The following is a 21,058-nucleotide window of genomic DNA, read 5'->3' as shown; positions in this document are numbered from 1 at the left end:
CGGCCGCGACCACGTGGAAGCCGGTCGCGCGCGCCCAGTCGACGAGCTCGGCCGTCAGCGCCGGCTGGTCGCCATAGGCCAGCGAATAGACCACGCCCGCCTTGCGCGCCTCTTCCGCGAGAAGCGGTCCGGCCAGCACGTCGGCTTCGACATTGACCATCACGATGTGCTTGCCGGCCTTGATCGCGGCGCGCGCGTGGCGGATGCCGGCAGCAGGGTTGCCGGTCGCTTCGACAACGACGTCAATGCCCTCACCCGTCGCCTTCGACCCGTCGGGGCTGAAATTCGTGCGCGCGATCAGCTCGGCGCTCCAGCCGACCGTCCGGCACGCGTCGCGGGCGCGCTCGGGATCGAGGTCGATGATGACGGGGACCTCGAGGCCCGCGACGTGCGGCACCTGCGCCAGGAACATCGAGCCGAACTTGCCGGCGCCGATCAGTGCGACGCGCACAGGCTTGCCGGCGGCGGCGCGGGCTTGGAGGAGGGCGTGGAGGTTCATTGAAAGATCCAGTGCTTCTTCGACGCAGGTCGATGCGGCCAATACTCACTCGTCAAGCCCGGGCATGACGACCTGTTAGATGGTGGAGTGCGAGCCTCACTCCGCCGCCTCGCGATTTTTCGCGCGAGCGAGCTTCAGCAGCGCGTCATCCGGAAGCATCGCGATCGGGGTGAAGTCGCGATGCGCGATGTACTCCGGCCGCGTCGGGGTGCGGATATGGTTCGAGACGGCGTTGAGCGTGAGGTACACGATCTTGCGCGGGTAAGGCGTGATGTTGCCGGCGGAGCCGTGCACAAGATTGCCGTGGAACATCAGCATGCCGCCGGGCTTTCCGGTCGGCGCGACGATGCCGCCTTCCGCGACCAGCCGCGTCACCGTCGCCTCGTCCAAGGTCCACAACGGATAGGACGTGGTCGCGAGATCATGCGACGCCTCGAGGTCGCCGGCATGCTGGCTGCGCGGCACCAGCATCAAGGGGCCGTTGATCGGCATCACCTCGTCGAGGAAGATCGCGATGTTCATCGCGCGCGGCTCCGGCATGCCGTCGTCGCGCTTCCAGGTGCCGTAGTCCTGGTGCCATTGCCAGACATCACCGGTGAAGGCCGATTTGGCGTTGATCTTGAACTGATGCATGTAGACCTTCTCGCCGAAGATCTGCTCGATCGGCTCGATCATGCGCGGATGCGCCGCGAGCACGCGGAAGGCGTCGTTGTAGAGGTGGGCGGCAAACGCCGTGCGCGGCGCGCCGCTCTTCTCGCGCCAGACCTCGGGACGGTTAGCCGCATAGATCGCCTCGGCCTCGCGGGCGAGAAAGGCGGTCTCCTCGGGGCTGAACAGCTCGGGCAGGAACAGCCAGCCCTCGCGGTTGAAGAATGCGATCTGCTCCGGCGTCAGCTTCATGGCCGTCTCCCTCGCCTTGGTTTCCTCGGATGAGGCGCCCGCTCTTTGCGCCGGGCTGCCCCTGCGCCGTGCTCCCATCCTTTCGGCCTGCCGATGGACATCACGGTGCTTCCGCTGTCGACATTGGCAGAATCCGGGTGGATCGCAACATTCTCCAAGCCTAAGTTGACTGGCAGATGATACGGGGCAGAGCGGCGATGGAGTCCGTCATGTCAGAGCAAAGCTTTGCAATTTTCGAGACCGCGATCGGCGCTTGCGCGATCGCATGGGGAGCGCGCGGCATCAATGCGGTGCAACTGCCGATGGGCGGCGTCGCGCAGATCCGCATCCGGATGCAGCAGCGTTACGAAGGCATCGGCGAAGCCGAGCCGCCGCCGCATGTGCGGCGCACCATCACGCGGATCACGGCGCTGCTTGCCGGAGAGCCGGATGATCTCAGCGATGTCGACCTCGATCTCGACGGCGTCAGCGCGTTCCAGCGCGGCGTCTACGAGATCGCGCGCCGGATCCCGCCGGGCCGAACCCTGACCTATGGCGATATCGCCAAGCAGCTCGGGGGAGTCGAGCTGTCACGCGAGGTCGGCCAGGCGCTCGGGCGCAACCCGTGCCCGATCGTCGTACCCTGCCATCGCGTGCTGGCGGCGGGCAACAAGCCCGGCGGCTTCTCCGCCAATGGCGGTGTCGAGACCAAGCTGAAGATGCTGGCGATCGAAGGCGCCGCGGTGAACCATACGCCGAGCCTGTTCGATTGACGGGCGCGGTGACCGGCGCCGCGCCCGTGTCTCAGACCGCCTCGCAGGCGAAGCCGTTGCCCTTGCGGGTAATGCGGCCGACCGAGGGCGACGGGAAGTGCGCCGTGCAGCACAGCGTCGACGTGTCGCAATAGCGCTCGAGAAAGGCGCGGCGCGTCACCCCGGCCTGAGCCGGGTCGACGTCGAATCTCGGTGACAGCTCGGGAAAGCTGAGCTGCAGCGGCGTGTGGATCAGGTCGCCGGCGAACACCGCATCGTCTCTGCCCCTGCCGACGGCGACTGCGATATGGCCGGGCGTGTGGCCCGGCGTCGGCAGCAGCCGGACATGATCACCGATCGCGAATGCGTCGCCGACGATGTCGGCGCGCTTGGCCTCGACCACCGGCAGCACGCTGTCGGCGAATGGAGGCACCTCGGCCTTGGCATTCTGCGCCACCCAGTAGTCATATTCGCGCTGCGCGAACACGTAGCGCGCATTCGGGAAGGTCGGCACCCAGCGGCCGTTGTCGAGCCGCGTATTCCAGCCGACATGATCGGTGTGCAGATGCGTGCACATCACGACGTCGATGTCGTCGACCGATACGCCCGCGGCCGCAAGCGCAAGCATGTAGCTGTCGTCGGTCTTCATGTTCCAGACCGGCCGCGCGCGCGGCTTGTCGTTGCCGATGCAGCTGTCGATCAGGATGGTGTGGTGAGGCGTCCTCACCACGTAGGACTGAAAGCACAGGATCAGCGTGTCCTGCGCATCGAGGGCACCGGCCGCCTGCAGCGCGCTGCGCTCTGCCGCCAGCATCTCCGATGTCAGCTCGGGAAACATCTCACGCGCCGGCAGGAACGTGGTTTCCTGCTCGATGATGCGATGAATGGTCGTGTCTGCAACCGAGAACGTCAGCGTCACGGCAGCTCCTGTTCAGGGATCAAGCCGCCGGCGGCACCGAGATCTTCACCGATTCGCGTTCGAGCATCTTGTTGTGGAACGCGTCGAGTGCTGGAAATGCCTTGCGCCAGCCGCAATCGGCGAAGCGGAAATCGGCATAGCCGAGTACGCAGACGAGTCCGATCGCGACGATGTCGAACGGGCGCGTCATCAAGTCGGGCTGCGCATTGAAGCGCGCCATGCCCATCCAGGCCCTGTTCCAATGATCGTCGGACCAGGCCTGCCAGCGTAGGCCCTCGGGCCGCACCATCGCCTCGTAGCGGCATAGCAGCATGGAATCGAGCATGCCTTGCAGCATGGAATGCTCGCTCTTGACCTTCCAGCGCGACGGGCCGGAAGCGGGGATCAGCTTGTTGCCGCCGGCGAGCTCGTCGAGATATTCGACGATCACGTAGGAATCCAGGATCACGTCGCCATTGTCGAGGATCAGCACCGGCAGCTTCTTCAGCGGCGTGATCTTCGAATACTCCTCATTGGCCTGGCCCGGCACCACGGCTGCAGGCACGAATTCGAGCCGGTCGATCAGCCCGAGTTCGATGGCGGCGATGCGCACCTTGCGGGCGAATGGCGAGGCGGGCGAGAAGGTGAGTTTCATCGGAAGTGTCCTCTGGCTGGTCATTCCGGGGCGATGCGAAGCATCGAACCCGGAATCTCGAGATTCCGGGTCTGGCGCTACGCGCCATCCCGGAATGACTCACAAGTCGATATCGCGCCTTACGCCTCGATGATCTCCTGGTGCTGCTCGCCGAGGCGCTCGATGCCGAGCGTGACGACGTCGCCGACGTTGAGGAAGGTCGGCGGCTTCATGCCCATGCCGACACCCGGAGGCGTGCCCGTGGTGACGATGTCGCCGGGCAGCAGCGTCATGAACTGCGAGACGTAGGAGATGCACTTCGCCATCGAGAAGATCATCGTCGCGGTGGTGCCGGTCTGGCGGCGCTGGCCGTTGACGTCGAGCCACATCGACAGGTTCTGCACGTCTGGAATCTCGTCCTTGGTGACGAGCCACGGACCTACGGGACCGAACGTGTCGTGCGACTTGCCCTTGGTCCACTGGCCCAGGCGCTCGATCTGGAAGTTGCGCTCGGAGACGTCGTTGCAGATCGTGTAGCCCGCGATGTGGTTCAACGCCTCGGCCTCTGAGACGTATTTGGCGCGAGTGCCGATGATGGCGGCGATCTCGACTTCCCAGTCGAGCTTGGTCGAGCCGCGCGGCTTCTCGACCTGATCATAGGGACCGCACAGCGCGGTGTTGGCTTTCAGGAAGAAGATCGGCTCGGCCGGGATCGGGTTGCCGGTCTCCTTGGCATGGTCGGAGTAGTTGAGGCCGATCGCCACGAATTTCGAGATGCCGGTGACAGGGGCGCCGAGCCGCGGCTTGCCGGCAACGGCGGGCAGGGAGGCCGGATCGAGCGCGGCGAGCTTCTTCAGCGACTCCGGCGCATAGGCCGCGCCATCGAGGTCCTTCACATGCGCCGACAGGTCGCGCAACTGGCCGGATGCGTCGATCAGGCCCGGCTTTTCCGCGCCCTTCTCGCCGTAGCGAACAAGCTTCATTGGTTTCTCTCCCTCAAATCCCTGGTATTCCAGAGCCCTGTCATGGAGCATGGCGGGAGGAAATTCAACCTTGCGGGCTATGCGTCGCCGCTGCCCTGTAATGCCTCGAAGCGGAAGGCGGCGCCGTCCCGCCGGATATGGCCGGCATGGAAATGGCCGCCGATCACCAGCGTCTCGGTGTCGGCAAAACGCGAGAACAGCGCCCGCCGGGTCGCGATCGCCTGCGCCGGATCGGAATCGACCGTCGAGCTCCAATCGAGACGCGCCATCTGGCAGGGATGGTGGGCGACGTCCCCGGTGAGCACGGCCTGCGCGCCATCCGAGCGGATGTGCAGGCTGACATGACCCGGGCTGTGCCCCGGCGTCGGGATCAGGGTGATCTCGTCGGTGATCACCGCTTCGCTTCCGACGAACTCCGCGCGTCCGGCGGCGACGATCGGCTGCACGGAATCGGCGAAGGTCGCCGTCTCGTCGGCGGCCTCGCTGTGATCGCGCCAATGCTCATATTCGGTGCGGCCGAAAACGTAGCGCGCATCGGAGAAAGTCGGGACCCAGCGGCCGTCGACCAGCCGCGTATTCCATCCGACATGGTCGACATGGAGGTGGGTGCAGATCACCATGTCGATGCTTTCAGGCGGGAGGCCGGCAGCGCTCATCGTCTCCAGGAACGGTGTCGCGCGGTTGTTCCACATTGGCACGCTGCGGCCCTGCTTGTCGTTGCCGAGCCCGGTGTCGACCACGATCCGCATCGTCGGTGTTTCCAGCACCAGGGTGTGGATCGACATCTTCAGCCGACCTTCATCGGTCGCAAAATCGGGCGTGAGCCAGGACAGCTCGCGGATCGTCTCGGGTGTTGCCTGCGGCAGGATGAAGCGGGTGCCGCCGACGGTCTCCAGCTCGACGAATTTGGTGACCCTGACCCGGCCGATCGTCCAAGACATGCGCGCTTCCTCGTCCTATTCTTGATGCCGGTCACGATGCCGCGCGGCTTGTTCCGGCGCAATGGATCAACTGCCCGGAACAGGCGTTGCTGCAGTCCGTCCATGAGGAGAACGCCATGCCAGAGCTGACGATATCGCCCGAGAAGGTCGCCTTCCTGATCGAAAAGGCGCGCGAGTTCGACGTCAAGGAGCAGGCGACCGATGAGGAATCCGGCTCGAATGCCGTCGATGACGACATGGTCGACGTGCTCCAGGATAGCGGCGATGATCCCGTGGTGCGCGAGATCACCGGCTTCATCAACGCGATGACCGAGGACGAGCAGACCGATCTCGTCGCCTTGATGCGGCTCGGCCGCGGCGACGGCGATATCGACGAGTGGGACGATCTGCGCCGCGAGGCCGCCGGCCAGCGCGACCGCCACACCGCGCGTTATCTGCTGGGCGAGCCGATGCTCGGCGACCTGCTGGCGGAGGGCCTCGATGCGTTCGGCATCGATTGGACCGAAGGCCGCACCACGGCGGATTCGTCGAGCCCAAGCCAGCGCGACGAGGACGAGAAGCGGTAGGTCGTTCGGAAAGGCAGAGTCGCTGTATTCATAGCGCGGATGGCAAACAGAACTCACAGCTTTATTAGTTGGATTCGAATTCCTATTGCGCCGGCACTGCGCTCCCTCGCCCCGCTTGCGGGGAGAGGGTTGGGGTGAGAGGGACTCTCCACAGACACCGCGTTCGCGGAGAGCCCCCCTCACCCCGATTGCATCTCGCGATGCAATCCGACCTCTCCCCGCAAGCGGGGCGAGGTGAAAGCCCGGGATCGGCGTAGCAGGTTTCCGCGCCAGACCGCCCAAGGAAGTCTGTCTTACAGCGTGCCTGGGAAGGCGCCGCCGTCGAGCAGGATGTTCTGGCCGGTGATGTAGCCGGCCTTGGCGCCGCACAGGAAGGCGCAGGCGAGTCCAAATTCCTCGGGATCGCCGAAGCGACCTGCAGGGTTCGTCTTGGCGCGGTCGGCGAGGATCTGCTCCGGCGTGACACCGCGCTTCTCGGCCTCGCCCTTTGCCGTCGAGAGCAGGCGGTCGGTCTCGAACGGCCCCGGCAGCAGCGCATTGATCGTGACGTTGTTGATCACGGTCTTGCGCGACAGGCCGGCGACGAAGCCGGTGAGGCCGGCGCGGGCGCCGTTGGAGAGGCCGAGAATGTCGATCGGCGCCTTCACCGCGGCCGAGGTGATGTTGACGATGCGGCCGAACTTGCGCGCCATCATGCCGTCGACGGTCGCCTTGATCAGCTCGATCGGCGTCAGCATGTTGGCGTCGAGCGCCTTGATCCAGTCGTCGCGGGTCCAGTTGCGGAAATCGCCGGGCGGCGGGCCGCCGGCGTTGTTGATCAGGATGTCCGGATCCGGGCAGGCCTTCAGCACGGCGGCGCGGCCCTCGGGCGTGGTGATGTCGCCCGCCACTTCCGTGACGGTGACGCCAGGATTGGCCGCGCGGATCTCGGCCGCGGTCTTCGCCAGCACTTCGGCGCCGCGCGCCGTGATCGTGACATGTACGCCTTCATTGGCCAGCGCGATGGCGCAGGCGCGGCCCAGGCCCTTGCTGGAGGCGCAGACGATGGCGCGGCGGCCCTTGATCCCGAGATCCACGATTGATCACTCCGATATGTCAGTGAGGCTGGAAGAAAGATGGGCGCATTCTAGCCAACCGAATTGCCGCTGATAAGAGCAGCCGGCCTCTGCCGAATTGCATGGCTCGCTATGACGGGAGAGGCGGCGCCGCCGTGTCCGTCAGATGCGCCGTTCCTGCTTCAGCCGGTCGATCAGGCTTGCGAGCTCCGGAGGCAGCGAGCGGAAGCCTTTTGCGCCTGCGAGCGAGAGCATCGGCCGCAGGCGTGATCCCTCAAGGAAGCGCGGCTGACGCTCGGGGGGAACGATCCTGTCGAACACCAGCACCAGCGTGGTCGCGACCATGCCGGTGCGCACGGCGCCCAGCAGAGCGCCGCCGAGCCGGTCGCCAAAACCGGCCTCGGAACCGATCGCTTCGTCGAGCAGGATGCGGCCGATCTTGCCCAGCGCCATGCCGATGACGACGAAGGCGGCGAAGAACTGCAGCCAGTTCTGTGCCAGCGGAGTGCCGTGCACGTCGCGCAGTTGCGGGCTCATCGCCGCAACCGCGCCCATCGCCAGCGGCATCGCGAGCAGGTAGGCCAGAATCGTGATGGCGCTGCGCAACAGCCCGGTCGAGAAGCCGCTGTAGACGGCAACCATCAGTGCGGCACAAGCGGCGAGGTCGAAAGCGTTCATGGTTGCTCCGCCGCGGTTGTAGGCCGGGCCCGGTAAACGATTCCGGTTTGCGCTACTTCAAATCGTCTGTATCAATGCGCCGCAACAAATGAGCAATCGTGGGAGGAACCATGTCCGAGCTGTTCGACGTCAGCCGCGAGGTGATCCTGATCACCGGCGCGAGCCAGGGGCTCGGCCGGCAGTTCGCCCGGGTTCTATCGGCGCGTGGCGCCGCCGTCGCGCTCGCGGCACGCCAGACCGGCAAGCTCAAGGCGTTGGAGGCGGAGCTCAAGGCAAGGGGTGGTCGCGCCGCCGCGGTCGAGATGGACGTGACGAGCATGGCATCGATCGTCAGGGGCATGGATGCGGCCGAGGCCGCGCTCGGACCCGTGACGGTGCTGATCAACAATGCCGGCATCGCGGTAGAGAAGCTCGCGGTCGAGCAGAGCGAGGCGGATTGGGACGCCGTGATCGGCGCCAATCTGAAGGGCGCCTATTTTGCCGCAACCGAAGCAGCTCGGCGCATGGCCGCGCGCAAGACCGGCGGCAACATCATCAACATCGCCTCGGTGCTCGGCTTCAGCGTCGTCAAGTTCATCTCGCCCTATGCGATCTCCAAGGCCGGCGTGGTGCAGGCGACCAAGGCGCTGGCGCTGGAGCTCGCGGCGAGCGGCATCCGCGTCAACGCACTGGCGCCCGGCTACATCGACACCGACATCAATCACGAGGTCTGGGAGACACCGGCGGGCGAGAAGCTGGTCAAGCGGATTCCGCAGCGGCGCGTCGGCCACGAGAGCGACCTCGACGGCGCGATCCTGCTGCTGGCGTCCAACGCCTCGCGCTACATGACCGGCAGCGTCGTCACGGTGGACGGCGGCTTCCTGCTGACGTGAGGCCCTGCTGATCGGCAGGTTGATTTCCCTCGATGGCGAGCGGTCTCAGCCTTTCAGCTCGCGCTTGATCATGTCGGCGGCCTTCTCGCCGATCATGATGGTCGGCGCATTGGTGTTGCCGCCGATCAGGGTCGGCATGATCGAGGCGTCGACCACGCGCAGGCCGGACATTCCGCGCACCTTCAATTCGGGATCGACCACGGCGAGCGGATCGTCGACGCCCATCTTGCAGGTGCCGACAGGATGGTAGACCGTATCGACGCGGGCGCGCAGGATGGCGCGGATGTCGTCGTCGGTCCTGACATCCGACGTGAACAGGTCGCGCTTGCCGAGGCTGCGCATCGCCGGCGTCTGCATCAGCCGCAGCGTGGTCTTGTAGCCGGCCACCATGGTTTCGAGATCGTCGGCCTCGCCCAGGAAGTTGGGATCGATCAGCGGCGCGGCGAGCGGATCGGCATTCTTCAAGCCGACCATGCCGCGGCTCTTCGGCCGGAGCAGACAGAAATGGCAGGAGAAGCCATTGCCGTGGCGCTTGCGGCCGTGATCGTCGGTGACGGCCATGCCGAAATGCAACTGGATGTCGGGCACGTCGAGATCAGGCCGCGTCTTCAGGAAGCCGCCGCATTCGGCGAAGTTCGAGGTCAGGACGCCGCGGCGCTCGCGGCGATATTGGCCGATGCCCGCCAGCAGCCGGCGCAGGCCCTTCGGCGACAGGGAAGAGAAGTTGGGGTTGTCGGAGGTGTAGGCGAAGATGAAATCCGGATGGTCCTGCAGGTTCTGTCCGACACCCGGCAAATGGTGGACGCCGGCGATGCCGAGCCGCGCCAGGGCGCTCGCGTCGCCGATGCCCGACAGCATCAGCAATTGCGGGGTCTGGAACGCGCCGGAGGCGAGGATCACTTCGCGCCGGGAGCGGATCTCCTTGACCTCCTTGCCCTGGCGATACTTGACGCCGACCGCGCGCTTGCCCTCGAACAGGATCATCGACGCATGCGCCGAGGTCTCGACCCGCAGGTTGCTGCGGCTGCCGAGATGCGGCTGGATGTAGGCCCGTGCCGCGCTCCAGCGCTCGCCATTCTTCTGCGTGACCTGATAGAGCCCGAGCCCTTCCTGCGTGTCGGCATTGAAATCGTCGCGGACCGGAAACTGCGCTTCGCGCGCCGCCTGGAGAAAGATGTCGTGCACGGGATTGTCGGTCCGCAGCCGGCTGACCGGCAGTGGTCCCGATTGGCCGTGATACGCGCCGTTGAACTCGGCGTTGTTCTCGGCGCGCTTGAAGTAGGGCAGCACGTCGTCATACGACCATCCGGTGTTGCCGAGGGAAGCCCAATGATCGTAGTCGGCGCGGTGGCCGCGGATGTAGACCATGGCGTTGATCGCGGAGGAGCCGCCGAGCCCGCGGCCGCGCGGCTGATAGCCGCTGCGCCCGTCCAGGCCCTTTTGCGGCACGGTGGTGAAGGACCAGTTGTTGACGGGCCCCGCGACCATCAGGAACAGCATGTAGGGCGTGGTCACGATCCAGTTGTCGTTGCGTCCCCCGGCGTCGAGCAGCGCGACGGATGTCGCCGGATCTTCCGACAGGCGGCCGGCAACCGTTGCGCCGCCGCTGCCGCCGCCCACGACGATGAAATCGACCTCGTCCGTCACGCATCTCTCCCTGATGTTTGTTTTGCTTGTTGTTCGAATGTCGTTCCGGCGGCGCGCGGCAGGTGGCGAAGTCATTTGCGCTGAGCGTCGAACTCGGAATCGAGAGTTTGATCTGCACCCGATCGTCTCGGGATTCCTGGGGGCGCGCTCTGCGCCCCGGGAACGACGATTGGCTAGGACAGGAATCGCAGAAGCTTTTCGATCCGCGCGATGCTGGCGCCGTAGGGTGGATAGAGATCCTTCATGCGGTTGAAGGGAGAGCGGTAGAACACCGGCTTCAACTTGCTGAAGCTGTTGAAGCCCCATTCGCCGTGATAATGGCCGATGCCGGAGGCGCCGACGCCGCCCATCGGCTGGTTCATCTGCGCAAAATGCAGAAGGCAGTCGTTGATGGTGACGCCGCCGGAGACGGTGCGCGCCAGCACCGTGTCACGGGCCGCAGCGTCAGTGCCGAACCAGTACAGCGCGAGCGGCCGGTCGTGGGCGTTGATGTGGCGGATGACGTCGTCGGATTGCCGATAGGTCATGATCGGCAGCAGCGGACCGAAGATCTCCTCCTGCATGACCGCCATGTCCGCGCTCGCGCCGACCACGATCGTCGGTGGAAATTTCCGCAGCTTCTTCCAGGCCGGATCTTCCGGGCTGGTCGTGCTCAGCGTCCTGGCGCCGCGCGCGATCGCATCGCGCAGCAATCCTTCCAGCCTAGCATAGTGCCGCTCGGAGATGATCGACGTGTAGTCGCCATTGGCCGGGTTGGTGCCGAACATCTGCAGCATGTGCCGGTGCAGCTTGCTCGCGAATGCGTCCGCGTGCTGTTCGGGCACGAACACGTAGTCCGGCGCGATGCAGGTCTGGCCGGCGTTGAGCAGCTTGGCATAGGCGATGCGCTCCGCGGCTTCGTCGATGTCGGCGGAGACGTCGACGATGGTCGGTGACTTGCCGCCGAGCTCGAGCGTCACCGGGGTCAGGTTGCGCCCGGCGGCCTCAGCGACGATGCGGCCGACGCGGGTCGAGCCGGTGAAGACCAGATGATCGAACGGCAGCGCGGCAAAGGTCTCCGCGACGCCGTCCTCGATGCCGGTGACGATGAGCTCAGTCGGGTCGAAATTCGCCGCGATGAGCTCCTTGAGCAGCGCGGAGAAGTGCGGCGTCAGCTCGCTCGGCTTGATCATGACCCGGTTGCCGGCGGCGAGCGCGCCGATTGCTGGCGCCAGCGTCAGCTGCAACGGGTAATTCCACGGCGCGATGATGCCGACCACGCCGAGCGGCTGCGGGATCAGGCGGTTGCGCGCCGGCCAGAACTGCAGCGCGGTGGCGATGCGCCGCGGCGCCATCCAGCGCGGCAGCACCTTGAGCGTGTGCCTGATCTCGGCCTGCAGGAACAGCGTTTCGGCAATCGTCGTCTCGACGGCGCAGCGGTGGCCGAAATCGGCCGAGATCGCCTGCTCCAGGCGCTTCTCGTTGTCCGACAGCATCGCTCGCAGCCGCTTCAGGCCGTCCAGCCGTGCCGCGAGAGCGGGCGGGGGCGCATTGCGGGAGGCCTCGACCTGGGCGTGGAACGCGTCGTCGAGCGCCGAGAGGGCTGGGCTCTTCAGGGACTGGTCCATGGACGTCTCCTCGCGTGTACCGCGGCCGCGTGCAGGGCCGTCATTCTGGTTGGCTTAAAGCTGCCGCGTTGCGGGACCCTTGGCAAGCACGGCGTCGGTTTTGTGCCGGCTGGGCGCGAGCGTGGAGCCAATCCATTTGGGGTGTGTGTCGTCGGTCCCTGCCGCCGCCCCCCGAAGAACTTGTCCTTGTCCCCAGCCCGGGCCGTGCCGTGGTCCCGGCCGGCAAATAGGTCGCTCTCATATGTATTTGTAATGTTGAGGTAATTTCTGATGTGAGTCGTGAGAGAGGCGGTGTCACAATCCGGCAAAAAAACTTCCCGAAAGGCCTTTCCAAACCGGCCTCGCATTGGTACATACCGCCCGCACCCGACGGCCGGCTAGGCCAACGGGCTCAAGCCTTCTCAGGAAGCCTTTGGGATGGATCGGCAGCGCCTCGGTGTCTGCCAGGACCGCCCGGCGCTTCTCTGAAGGTGACGCACAAGTTAACGCGGGGTGGAGCAGCCCGGTAGCTCGTCAGGCTCATAACCTGAAGGTCATAGGTTCAAATCCTATCCCCGCAACCATTGAGACCGACACTCCCGTAGCCGACGAGGCTGCGGGAGTTTTGGTTTGTGAGCTGCTGTGCAGCTGAGGACAGTGCCGTCTCCCCCTGAAGCGTGGCATCGGAAGATCCGGGAATTATCACCAGGACGGCGCTCAGGCGACCATGCGAGCCGGCAGACAATCTGCGAAGCGCGTGAACTGAAGTATTGAGGCAACGGCGAAATCCACAATCCGTCTGCCTGCGGTACAACCCCATTGCCCTGGCGTGGGAGCGAGCTTGCACATTGCGCGAGCGCAGCCGCCGTCACGATGTCAGACGCAGCAGGTTGCGCACGGCAGGGCGCCATTCGCCGGTCATGGTGTATTCGAGGCCGAGACGTGCGCCGCAGGTGATCGCCAGCATCGTCAGCGGCGCCGAGACCGCCAACGTCGAGAATGCCGACAGGCCCTGTCCGATCGTGCAGCCCATCGACATGATGCCGCCGGTGCCCATCAGCAGCGCGCCGGTCATGTGACGCTTCAGCTCGCGCGCATCATCGCAGGCCTCCCAGCGGAAGACGCGCGAAAACATTGCCGCGACGAACGAGCCCAGGATCACGCCGGCGACGGAGCCGATCGCAAAATCGGCCCGGCTGCCGGACAGCGTGGCGATGTAGAGCACGGTATTGCCGAGCGGGGCAACGAAGGTCAGGGATGCCACGCGCGCCGGATCGAAATCGTCATTGCCGAGCCAGCTGGTGGCGAACCAGCCGAACGCCACCGCGCAGCCTACGGCGAGGCCGGAGAGCAGCAGGCGCGGCGATCTCACGAGGCGCCCGTCGGCCAATGCCCAGGCCGCGAGCGCGACCGCTGCGACGGAAACGGTTGCCGGCCGCGCATATGAGCCAAGTGCGGGCGACAGCAGCATATCCATGCCCTGGGTCATCGTTTCGGGCAGGCGTATGGAGAGCGGCTCGATCAGCGAGATGCGCAGGAATCCCGTGAGCCCGCGCATCGCGGCCAGGGCTGACACGCCCAGCACCAGAAACACGACGATGGCGCGCAAATCACCGCCGCCGATACGGACCAGTGTCCCGAAGCCGCAGGTGCCGACCAGGGCCATCCCGATTCCGAACGACAAGCCGCCGAGGATGGCGCCGCCGAGCGGAATGGACGACGTCAAGTAGATCGAGCGCGACAGGTCGATCAGGCCGAAGCTGGCGAGCAGCTGGGTTGCGACCAGCGCGACCGCGGCCGCCAGAGCGAAGGATTTGAGTCGCCGGGTATCGGCGCCGAAGAACGCGTCCTCCAGCATCGCGAGCGTACAGAAGCGGCCGGCGCGACCGGCGACGCCGAGAACGGCGCCCGCGAGGAGCCCACACATGAACGTCAGTGCTGATGGGCTGAGCATTCCTCTCCGACATCCTCGTTGGTTTCCTGGCATTGTGCGCCAGGAGCGGCGGGGACGCCAGACCTCTTGCGCCGCTACGGGGCGCGCCGATGCGAAGCCCGAGACCGCGAGGGCCAACCGGTCAGCGGCGGCGCTTGCGGACCGGCTCGCAATAGACGTCGTAGATCGCCGTCAGGATCTTGCGGACATCTTCGCTCGCAAGGCTGTAGTAGATCGTCTTGCCCTCGCGCCGCGTCGTGACCAGCCGGTCGAGCCTGAGACGGGCGAGCTGCTGCGAGACGGTCGACTGCCGCTCGCCCAGGAACTGCTCGAGCTCGGTGACGGATTTTTCGCCTTCGGCAAGGATGCAGAGCAGCAAAAGCCGGGACTCGTGGGACAGTGCCTTCAGCATCTCGCTGGCTTCCCGCGCCTTCTCGATCATCTGCTCGAGCTCGGCAGAGGTTTCGATGTCCTTCAACTTCGGCAGCGGCATGAATTCTGAATCCCTCGGTTGGCGTCAGGAGCGGGCCGGAGCCCCGCTTGTAGCATTCATTATGCGGCCGAGCAGCCCAAAGAAGAACGCATCGCCGGGATAACCGCGGATGCGTCCGATCTCGCGGCCCTGATCGACCACCACGAAGGTCGGGGTGAACGCTCCCGGATCGATACCGGAAAGGTCCGTCGGCAGCGGCTTGGCAAGGTCGACCCGTCGCAGCGGCAGCGCGCGCCCCTCGTCGGTCTTGTCATAGATCGGACCGATTTCCGCGTTGAAGCGGGCGCACCAGCCGCAGCCCGGACGTTCGAACATCACGAGCTCGGAGGCGAACGCCGGGGACGAGAGGCAAATGCCGGTCACTACGGCTCCTGCGAGCGTTGCGAATCCGCGCGATGCACGTCTGCTGGTCATGCCGAGATCCTCTCTGGACTTGGCGGCCAATCTATCATTAAATTCGAATATGTACTAGTGCGCGATTTCCGAATCCTGCCCGGCAGGCCGGGCACGTAGCGCTGGCCGACCGGGGGGAAAGATGGATCTCGACGTCACGCTGGGCGCCGCGCTGGCCGCGGGTCTGTTGTCGTTTCTGTCACCGTGCATTCTGCCGCTGGTCCCGCCGTTCCTGTGCTACATGGCCGGCGTCTCGGCGGCCGACGCGATCGGCGAAACCAGCATGGCCCAGCGGCGGCGGACGGTGCTGACGGCGCTGTGCTTCGTCGGCGGTTTTTCGCTGGTGTTCGTCGGTCTCGGCGCCACCGCCTCGGTGTTCGGAAGGTTCATTGCCGGCCATCTCAGCCAGCTCGGCATCCTCGCTGGCCTCGTCATCATCACGATGGGGCTGCATTTCCTCGGGGTGCTCCGGATCCCGCTGCTGTACCGGAGCGCGACGATCGACGTCGGAAGCAAGCCGGCCGGCCTGCTCGGTGCGTTCGTGATGGGACTTGCCTTCGCCTTCGGCTGGACACCGTGTGCGGGGCCGGTCCTTGCCGCCGTCCTGATGATGGCCGGCGCGGAGGCGACGGTGGGGAAGGGTGCGCTGCTGCTCGCCGCCTATTCGGTCGGGACCGGCATCCCGTTCCTGATCGCCGCTGCCTTCACGGGACAGTTCATGACCATGCTCAAGGGCATCAAGCCGCATCTCCCCCTGGTCGAGAAGACGATGGGCGGCTTTCTCGTCCTGACCGGCGCGGCCTTTCTCGCCGGCGTGATCCCGCGGATGTCGGAATGGATCTTCGAGCGCTTTCCGTCGCTCGCCACCATCGGCTGATCAGCCGAAGCGGAAGTCCAATAGATTGACGAAGGACTGCAGTTCGATCTCATAGCGATGCACCAGGCCGGCGTCGCTCTCGCGCGCCGCGCGGCCGATCTCGCCGGCACTCGTCGTGGCGCCGTCGATCAGGCGGCGGAACTCGGCCTGGCTCGCCACGTCGGGCGCGGCGAGGCCGTTGCAGCGTTGCAGCCGGTCGCGCAGCGCTGTGCCGGCCTGGACGACCTCGCCAGGCTCGGCCTTGCCCGCAGCGAACCGCGCAGCTGCGTTGCGCAACGCGTCCATGACGGGTGACAGGTCGAACACGCAATCGCTGAGCTCGACCACGCCGGCGTCCTGCCTCAGGGCGTGAAGCGACCGGCGCAACGCGGCAATGGCCGCCGCAGCGCGTGCCCCGTCACCTGCGGTCAGCGCTTCGTCCGCCTGCTTCAGGCGATCGTTTCCGGTGGCGATCAGTTCTGCAAAGGATTTGGCCGAATAGGGCGCATTGGAGCGCTCGGCGAGCCGGCTGAGCCTGCCCCAGGCGATCCGGGCGTCGTCGAGCTCGATCTGCGCCAGGCCCACATTGCCGGTGCGGCCATAGCTCGCGGCGGTGCGCAGGCTGGCCATCGCCGAGCGCATGAAGGCAGCAACGTCCGCGTTCTCTTCGGCGTGCCCACGGACGCCATGCGTGAGGCATGACAGCACGAGCGACAGCATGATGACGCGGCGCAGCATCGAATGTCCTTTTCACATTCTGTTATTCGAATATCATGTATCGAAATTCCGTGGACTTGGCAAAGTGGACTTGGCAAAGCGCGCGAGCAGGCTGATGACGACGAACCGGACGATGACGCGGCGCGATCTGGTTGCGCTGCTCTCTGCTGCTGCGGCCGTCGGCCCGGCGTCGGCGCCGGCGCAGGCCGACGCGGCGCTCGGCGACGACGGGCTCTATCACCAGTCCTGGTTTCTCAACAGCTTCCTGGACCTGCGCGAGGATCTCGAAAGCGCGGCGTCGGAAGGCAAGCGGCTTGCGATCATGTGGGAGCTGCGCGGCTGCCCGTATTGCCGCGAGACGCATCTGGTGAACTTTGCCGATCAAGAGATCACGGACTACATCCGTGCCAATTTCGAAGTGCTGCAGCTCAACCTGCTCGGCGCGCGCAAGGTGATCGACTTCGATGGCAAGGAGCTTGCCGAGAAGGAGCTCGCCGAGCGCTACGCGATCCGCTTCACGCCGACGTTCCAGTTCTTTCCGCCATCGGCCGAGGGGGTCTCTGCGAAGGAGCCGCTCGCGCGCGAGGTGGCGCGCGCGCCGGGCTATCTCAAGCCGCCGCATTTCCTCGCAATGTTCCGCTTCGTGCGCGAGAGGGCCTACGAGCGCGGCACCTTCCGCGACTATCTCGCTTCGACCAAGGGTTGAGTGCAGTGCGGCATCGAAATACGCTTGACACCAATCACATTATCAAATCATAATTCTTGAATATGATGGATCGTAAGTCCGTCGTGTCATCGTAAGGCGAGGGGACGCCTCGTCGGTCAGGGTGGAAACATGCGCCGTTTGATTCCGGCCGCCTTGCTCTGCGTGTTGCTGTCGGCAGCCGCGCGGGGTGACGAGCCGATCAGGCTCGATGTCGTCGACTATGCCATTCCGAAATCGCTGACGGGCGCGCCCGGCAATGCCGATGCCGGCAAGAAGGTGTTCTTGACGCGGACGCTGGGCAATTGCCTCGCCTGCCATCAGGTGTCGTCGCTGAAGTCGGAAGAGTTTCACGGCGAGTTCGGTCCGTCGCTCGACGGCGTCGCGACCCGCTACAACGCGGCGCAATTGCGCCTGATCGTCGCCGATCCCAAGCGCATCTTCACCGATACGGTGATGCCCGCCTTCTACAAGAACGACGGACTCAATCGCGTCAGGCCGGAGTTCGTCGGCAAACCCGTCCTCACCGCCGCGCAGGTCGAGGACGTCGTCGCCTTTCTCGAAACATTGAAGTAACCGCCTCTGGAGGATGATGCATGGGCGCAATCAACAGACGACAGGCGTTCCTTCTCGGCGGCGGTTTCGTCGCCCTGACGGTGCTGCCGATGGCCGCCAACGCCGAGCCGAGCAACGACGCGGCCGAGATGATCAAGAAGTTCACCGGCGGCAAGGAAGCGGCCAAGGGCAAGATCACGCTCGATCTGCCTGAGATCGCCGAGAACGGCAACACCGTGCCGCTCGCGCTCTCGGTCGAAAGCCCGATGACCGCCGAGAACTACGTCAAGGAAGTGCTGTTCGTGGCCGACGGCAATCCGAATGCCGGCGTCGCCACGCTGATGTTCACGCCGATGTCCGGCAAGGCCGAGGCATCGATCCGCATCCGTCTGGCGCAGACCCAGAACGTGATCGCGGTCGCGAAGATGAGTGACGGCTCGCTCTTCACGGAGCGCAAGACCGTCAAGGTCACCATCGGCGGCTGCGGCGGCTGAGACAGGGGAGAGACGAACATGGCAGACAAGCCGCGCATCAAGCTTCCGAAGGAAGCCAAGAAGGGCGAGATCATCCAGATCAAGACGCTGGTCTCGCATCTGATGGAATCGGGTCAGCGCAAGGATGCGCAGGGCAAGCCGATCCCGCGCAAGATCATCAACAAGTTCACCTGCGAGTTCAACGGCAAGCCGGTGTTCTCCTGCGCGCTGGAGCCGGCGATCTCCGCCAACCCGTACATCCAGTTCGACGCAAGGATCGACGAGGAAGGCACGTTCAAGTTCGCATGGACGGATGATGATGGCTCCGTGGTGACGGCCGAAGAGAAGATCGCGTTGAAGGCCTGATCGGCAGCGTGTGATCGCTAGGAGGAGTGACGGATGTCCATTCGCTACGGTTCTCTCGCCGTCCTGGCTTCGGCCGCGCTGGCCCTGTCGGCAGTCGCGACCTTCGGCCAGGATGCCGAACGGAAGGGCATTCCGGCGCCTCCCGGTCACGTCTTCAAGACCATCATCTCGGGCTATCAGTTCCGCACCAAGGAAACGCGCGCGCTCCAGGATGACGACCTGGAGAATCCCGGCTTCCTCGCGGTGGAGCGGGCCGCCGACGTCTGGAAGACGGTCGACGGCAGCGAAGGCAAGTCGTGCATGAGCTGCCACGGCGAGGCGGAAAAGACCATGAAGGGCGTCGGCGCCGCCATGCCCAAATGGAGCGATAAGCTCAACAAGCCGGTCAATCTCGAGCAGCAGATCAACATCTGTCGCACCGAGCACATGAAGGCGCAGCCCTGGGCCTTCAAGTCGAAGGAACTGACGGACATGACGGCGTTCGTCCGCTACCAGTCGCGCGGCATGCCGGTGGCGGTGAAGACCGACGGTCCGATGTCGCCATGGTTCGAGAAGGGCAAGGAGATCTACTATACGCGGGTCGGGCAGCTCGATCTCGCCTGCGCGTCCTGCCACGAGAAGAACAACGGCAAGTTCATGCGCGCCGATTTTCTGAGCCAAGGCCAGACCAACGGCTTTCCGACCTACCGGCTGCGCGATCAGCGCCTGATCCCGCTGCACGAACGGTTCGAGGGCTGCATGTTCGACGTTCGCGGCGTGCCCTACAAGCCGCTGTCGGACGAGTTCCTCGCGCTCGAAGTCTACGTCGCCTGGCGCGGCATCGGGCTGCCCGTCGAGACACCGTCGGTCCGCAACTAGCCGCGGACACAAGGAAGATACATCATGATATCGCGTCGCGAATTCGTTCAGGTCGCATTGGCGGCGGCTGCCCTGGCGGGTGGCTCCGGTCTTGCGGGTGCGACCCGCGCCTTTGCTCAGCAGAAGCTGACCGAGAAGGAGCTGCTGGCGTTCGATCCGGTCGGCAACGTCACCTTGGTGCATGTCACCGACATCCACGGCCAGCTAATGCCGCTGTATTTCCGCGAGCCGTCGACCAATCTCGGCGTCGGTGACGCCAAGGGCCAGCCGCCGCATGTCACCGGCAAGGATTTCCTCACCCGCTTCGGCATCGCGCCGGGCTCGTCGTCGGCCTATGCGCTGACCTCGGAGGATTTCGAGGCGCTCGCCAAGACCTACGGGCGGATCGGCGGGCTCGACCGCGCCGCCACCGTCATCAAGGCCATCCGCGCCGAGCGCGGCGACAAGGTCGTGCTGCTCGATGGCGGTGACACCTGGCAGGGCTCATGGTCGTCGCTGAAGACCCGCGGCCAGGACATGATCGACTGCATGGCGCTGCTGAAGCCGGATGCGATGACGGGGCATTGGGAGTTCACCTACGGCACCGAGCGCGTCAAGCAGGCGGTCGATGGTCTGGGCTTCCCCTTCCTCGGCCTCAACATCCGCGACACCGAATGGAACGAGCCGGCGTTCGAAGCCTCGACGATGATCGAGCGCGGCGGCGTCAAGATCGCGGTGCTCGGCCAGGCATTCCCGTACACGCCGGTCGCCAATCCCCGCTGGATGATTCCGAACTGGTCGTTCGGCGTGCGCGAGGAGGATGTTCAGACCCAAGTCGACAAGGCACGCAAGGACGGCGCCGGCCTCGTGGTGCTGCTGTCACACAATGGCTTCGACGTCGACCGCAAGCTGGCCAGCCGCGTCAAGGGTCTCGACGTCATTCTCACGGGTCATACCCATGATGCATTGCCTGAAGCGGTCAAGGTCGGCAAGACGCTGCTGATCGCGTCGGGCTCCTCCGGCAAGTTCGTCTCGCGGCTCGATCTCGACGTCAAGGACGGCGAGGTGAAGGGCTATCGTTACAAGCTGATTCCGCTGTTCTCCGACGTGATCACGCCGGATCCGGCGATGGCGGCCAAGATCGCCGAGGTGCGCAAGCCGTTTGCCGCCGATCTCGCCCGCCCGCTGGGACGGACCGAGACGCTGCTGTATCGCCGCGGCAATTTCAACGGCACGTTCGATGACCTCATCTGCCAGGCGCTGCTGCAGGAGCGCGATGCGGAGATCGCGCTGTCGCCGGGCTTCCGCTGGGGCACCAGCGTGATGCCGGGCCAGGAAATCACCTTCGAGGACGTCACCAACGCCACCGCGATCACCTATCCGGCCGTCTATCGCATGGGCATGACCGGCATGCGGCTGAAGGAGATCATCGAGGACGTCGCCGACAACCTGTTCAACGTCGATCCTTACTACCAGCAGGGCGGCGACATGGTCCGCATCGGCGGCATGTCCTACGCCATCGACGTCAACAAGCCGCAGGGGCAGCGCATCTCCGACATGCGCCTGATCAAGACCGGGGCCGCGATCGATCCGACGCGCGAGTATCAGGTCGCGGGCTGGGCCAGCGTCAACGAAGGCACGCAGGGGCCGCCGATCTGGGAGGTCGTGTCGAGCTATCTGCAGCGCCAGAAAACCGTTCGTCTCGAGCCCAACCGGGCCGTCAAAGTCTCCGGAGTGTGACG

At 65.3% G+C, this 21,058-nt stretch carries 24 protein-coding genes and 1 tRNA gene (1 of these 25 running past the window's edge); 11 read left to right on the top strand and 14 right to left on the bottom strand.

Going from position 1 to position 21,058, the window contains the following annotated elements; translation table 11 throughout:
• Together QX094_RS07690 and QX094_RS07685 are read right to left on the bottom strand one after the other, a co-directional pair.
• Window positions 1-499, bottom strand: the start of a protein-coding gene (locus tag QX094_RS07690) for an NAD(P)H-dependent oxidoreductase (protein ID WP_316176001.1). Its footprint begins 809 nt before the window's first position; the window shows 499 of its 1,308 coding nt (coding positions 1-499); the start codon lies at window positions 497-499; the stop codon falls past the left edge of the window.
• Between the two features lie 96 nt (window positions 500-595).
• On the bottom strand, window positions 596-1,399 hold the full coding sequence (locus QX094_RS07685; RefSeq protein WP_315718085.1) for a phytanoyl-CoA dioxygenase family protein: 804 nt from the start codon (window positions 1,397-1,399) through the stop codon (window positions 596-598).
• A gap of 209 nt (window positions 1,400-1,608) precedes the next feature.
• Between QX094_RS07685 and QX094_RS07680 the strand changes: the two genes are divergently transcribed.
• Window positions 1,609-2,151: a methylated-DNA--[protein]-cysteine S-methyltransferase gene (locus tag QX094_RS07680; protein WP_315718084.1), complete on the top strand. Its 543-nt coding sequence runs from the start codon at window positions 1,609-1,611 to the stop codon at window positions 2,149-2,151.
• 31 nt (window positions 2,152-2,182) lie between these two features.
• Here QX094_RS07680 and QX094_RS07675 read toward each other — a convergent pair whose 3' ends face one another.
• The 4 genes from QX094_RS07675 to QX094_RS07660 all read right to left on the bottom strand — a co-directional run bounded on the left by QX094_RS07675 (window position 2,183) and on the right by QX094_RS07660 (window position 5,586).
• Window positions 2,183-3,049: an MBL fold metallo-hydrolase gene (locus QX094_RS07675; protein WP_315753791.1), complete on the bottom strand. Its 867-nt coding sequence runs from the start codon at window positions 3,047-3,049 to the stop codon at window positions 2,183-2,185.
• A gap of 19 nt (window positions 3,050-3,068) precedes the next feature.
• Window positions 3,069-3,683 carry a glutathione S-transferase family protein gene (locus QX094_RS07670; protein WP_315753790.1) on the bottom strand — a complete coding sequence of 205 codons (615 nt, stop codon included), beginning with the start codon at window positions 3,681-3,683 and terminating at the stop codon, window positions 3,069-3,071.
• A 119-nt stretch (window positions 3,684-3,802) separates the two neighbouring features.
• Entirely contained in the window at window positions 3,803-4,645 is an 843-nt protein-coding gene (locus tag QX094_RS07665) for a fumarylacetoacetate hydrolase family protein (RefSeq protein WP_316186321.1), read from the bottom strand.
• A gap of 77 nt (window positions 4,646-4,722) precedes the next feature.
• Entirely contained in the window at window positions 4,723-5,586 is an 864-nt protein-coding gene (locus QX094_RS07660; protein ID WP_315718080.1) for an MBL fold metallo-hydrolase, read from the bottom strand.
• Window positions 5,587-5,702: 116 nt separating this feature from the next.
• Here QX094_RS07660 and QX094_RS07655 point away from each other — a divergent pair, with 116 nt between their 5' ends.
• Window positions 5,703-6,152: a DUF3775 domain-containing protein gene (locus QX094_RS07655; RefSeq protein ID WP_315718078.1), complete on the top strand. Its 450-nt coding sequence runs from the start codon at window positions 5,703-5,705 to the stop codon at window positions 6,150-6,152.
• Between the two features lie 293 nt (window positions 6,153-6,445).
• On the opposite strand, the gene QX094_RS07650 is transcribed toward QX094_RS07655, so the two are convergent.
• Both QX094_RS07650 and QX094_RS07645 read right to left on the bottom strand, forming a co-directional pair.
• Window positions 6,446-7,228, bottom strand: a complete 783-nt coding sequence (locus QX094_RS07650; protein ID WP_315753786.1) for an SDR family oxidoreductase — start codon at window positions 7,226-7,228, stop codon at window positions 6,446-6,448.
• Between the two features lie 141 nt (window positions 7,229-7,369).
• Window positions 7,370-7,885, bottom strand: a complete 516-nt coding sequence (locus QX094_RS07645) for a CvpA family protein (RefSeq protein ID WP_315718075.1) — start codon at window positions 7,883-7,885, stop codon at window positions 7,370-7,372.
• 110 nt (window positions 7,886-7,995) lie between these two features.
• Between QX094_RS07645 and QX094_RS07640 the strand changes: the two genes are divergently transcribed.
• Entirely contained in the window at window positions 7,996-8,757 is a 762-nt protein-coding gene (locus QX094_RS07640; protein WP_315718074.1) for an SDR family NAD(P)-dependent oxidoreductase, read from the top strand.
• A gap of 45 nt (window positions 8,758-8,802) precedes the next feature.
• On the opposite strand, the gene QX094_RS07635 is transcribed toward QX094_RS07640, so the two are convergent.
• Both QX094_RS07635 and QX094_RS07630 read right to left on the bottom strand, forming a co-directional pair.
• Entirely contained in the window at window positions 8,803-10,404 is a 1,602-nt protein-coding gene (locus tag QX094_RS07635) for a GMC family oxidoreductase (RefSeq protein ID WP_316186320.1), read from the bottom strand.
• Window positions 10,405-10,577: 173 nt separating this feature from the next.
• Window positions 10,578-12,011, bottom strand: coding sequence for a coniferyl aldehyde dehydrogenase (locus QX094_RS07630; protein ID WP_316171771.1), 1,434 nt, complete (start codon window positions 12,009-12,011; stop codon window positions 10,578-10,580).
• Window positions 12,012-12,497: 486 nt separating this feature from the next.
• Between QX094_RS07630 and QX094_RS07625 the strand changes: the two genes are divergently transcribed.
• Window positions 12,498-12,574 (top strand) — tRNA-Met (locus QX094_RS07625).
• A 284-nt stretch (window positions 12,575-12,858) separates the two neighbouring features.
• Here the strand turns inward: QX094_RS07625 and QX094_RS07620 are convergent.
• The 3 genes from QX094_RS07620 to QX094_RS07610 form a co-directional block, all read right to left on the bottom strand.
• Window positions 12,859-13,944 carry a YeeE/YedE family protein gene (locus QX094_RS07620; RefSeq protein ID WP_315736267.1) on the bottom strand — a complete coding sequence of 362 codons (1,086 nt, stop codon included), beginning with the start codon at window positions 13,942-13,944 and terminating at the stop codon, window positions 12,859-12,861.
• 121 nt (window positions 13,945-14,065) lie between these two features.
• Window positions 14,066-14,416, bottom strand: a complete 351-nt coding sequence (locus QX094_RS07615; protein ID WP_315718315.1) for a metalloregulator ArsR/SmtB family transcription factor — start codon at window positions 14,414-14,416, stop codon at window positions 14,066-14,068.
• A 24-nt stretch (window positions 14,417-14,440) separates the two neighbouring features.
• A complete protein-coding gene (locus QX094_RS07610; protein WP_315754880.1) occupies window positions 14,441-14,830 on the bottom strand; it encodes a thioredoxin in 390 nt (129 codons plus the stop codon).
• A gap of 121 nt (window positions 14,831-14,951) precedes the next feature.
• Between QX094_RS07610 and QX094_RS07605 the strand changes: the two genes are divergently transcribed.
• Window positions 14,952-15,686 carry a cytochrome c biogenesis CcdA family protein gene (locus tag QX094_RS07605; RefSeq protein ID WP_315778323.1) on the top strand — a complete coding sequence of 245 codons (735 nt, stop codon included), beginning with the start codon at window positions 14,952-14,954 and terminating at the stop codon, window positions 15,684-15,686.
• Here the strand turns inward: QX094_RS07605 and QX094_RS07600 are convergent, their stop codons facing one another.
• Window positions 15,687-16,403: a hypothetical protein gene (locus QX094_RS07600; RefSeq protein ID WP_315718313.1), complete on the bottom strand. Its 717-nt coding sequence runs from the start codon at window positions 16,401-16,403 to the stop codon at window positions 15,687-15,689. It abuts the gene before it with no gap.
• Window positions 16,404-16,497: 94 nt separating this feature from the next.
• Here QX094_RS07600 and QX094_RS07595 point away from each other — a divergent pair, with 94 nt between their 5' ends.
• The 6 genes from QX094_RS07595 to soxB all read left to right on the top strand — a co-directional run bounded on the left by QX094_RS07595 (window position 16,498) and on the right by soxB (window position 21,056).
• Window positions 16,498-17,088, top strand: coding sequence for a thioredoxin family protein (locus tag QX094_RS07595; RefSeq protein WP_316186277.1), 591 nt, complete (start codon window positions 16,498-16,500; stop codon window positions 17,086-17,088).
• A 129-nt stretch (window positions 17,089-17,217) separates the two neighbouring features.
• Window positions 17,218-17,661 carry a sulfur oxidation c-type cytochrome SoxX gene (gene soxX, locus QX094_RS07590; RefSeq protein WP_315754844.1) on the top strand — a complete coding sequence of 148 codons (444 nt, stop codon included), beginning with the start codon at window positions 17,218-17,220 and terminating at the stop codon, window positions 17,659-17,661.
• Window positions 17,662-17,681: 20 nt separating this feature from the next.
• Window positions 17,682-18,134 (top strand): thiosulfate oxidation carrier protein SoxY, encoded by a 453-nt coding sequence (gene soxY / locus QX094_RS07585; protein WP_315718310.1) that lies wholly within the window; start codon window positions 17,682-17,684, stop codon window positions 18,132-18,134.
• A gap of 18 nt (window positions 18,135-18,152) precedes the next feature.
• Window positions 18,153-18,479, top strand: a complete 327-nt coding sequence (soxZ, locus tag QX094_RS07580; RefSeq protein ID WP_315718309.1) for a thiosulfate oxidation carrier complex protein SoxZ — start codon at window positions 18,153-18,155, stop codon at window positions 18,477-18,479.
• A gap of 33 nt (window positions 18,480-18,512) precedes the next feature.
• Window positions 18,513-19,337, top strand: a complete 825-nt coding sequence (gene soxA / locus QX094_RS07575) for a sulfur oxidation c-type cytochrome SoxA (RefSeq protein ID WP_316171757.1) — start codon at window positions 18,513-18,515, stop codon at window positions 19,335-19,337.
• A gap of 24 nt (window positions 19,338-19,361) precedes the next feature.
• A complete protein-coding gene (gene soxB, locus QX094_RS07570) occupies window positions 19,362-21,056 on the top strand; it encodes a thiosulfohydrolase SoxB (protein WP_316176139.1) in 1,695 nt (564 codons plus the stop codon).
• Window positions 21,057-21,058: the final 2 nt, after the last annotated feature.

This window comes from Bradyrhizobium sp. SZCCHNS1050, assembly GCF_032484785.1.
Taxonomy (GTDB): Bacteria; Pseudomonadota; Alphaproteobacteria; order Rhizobiales; family Xanthobacteraceae; genus Bradyrhizobium.
The sequence above is the reverse complement of the archived record's forward strand: the minus strand, read 5'-3'. Positions and strand labels throughout refer to the sequence as shown.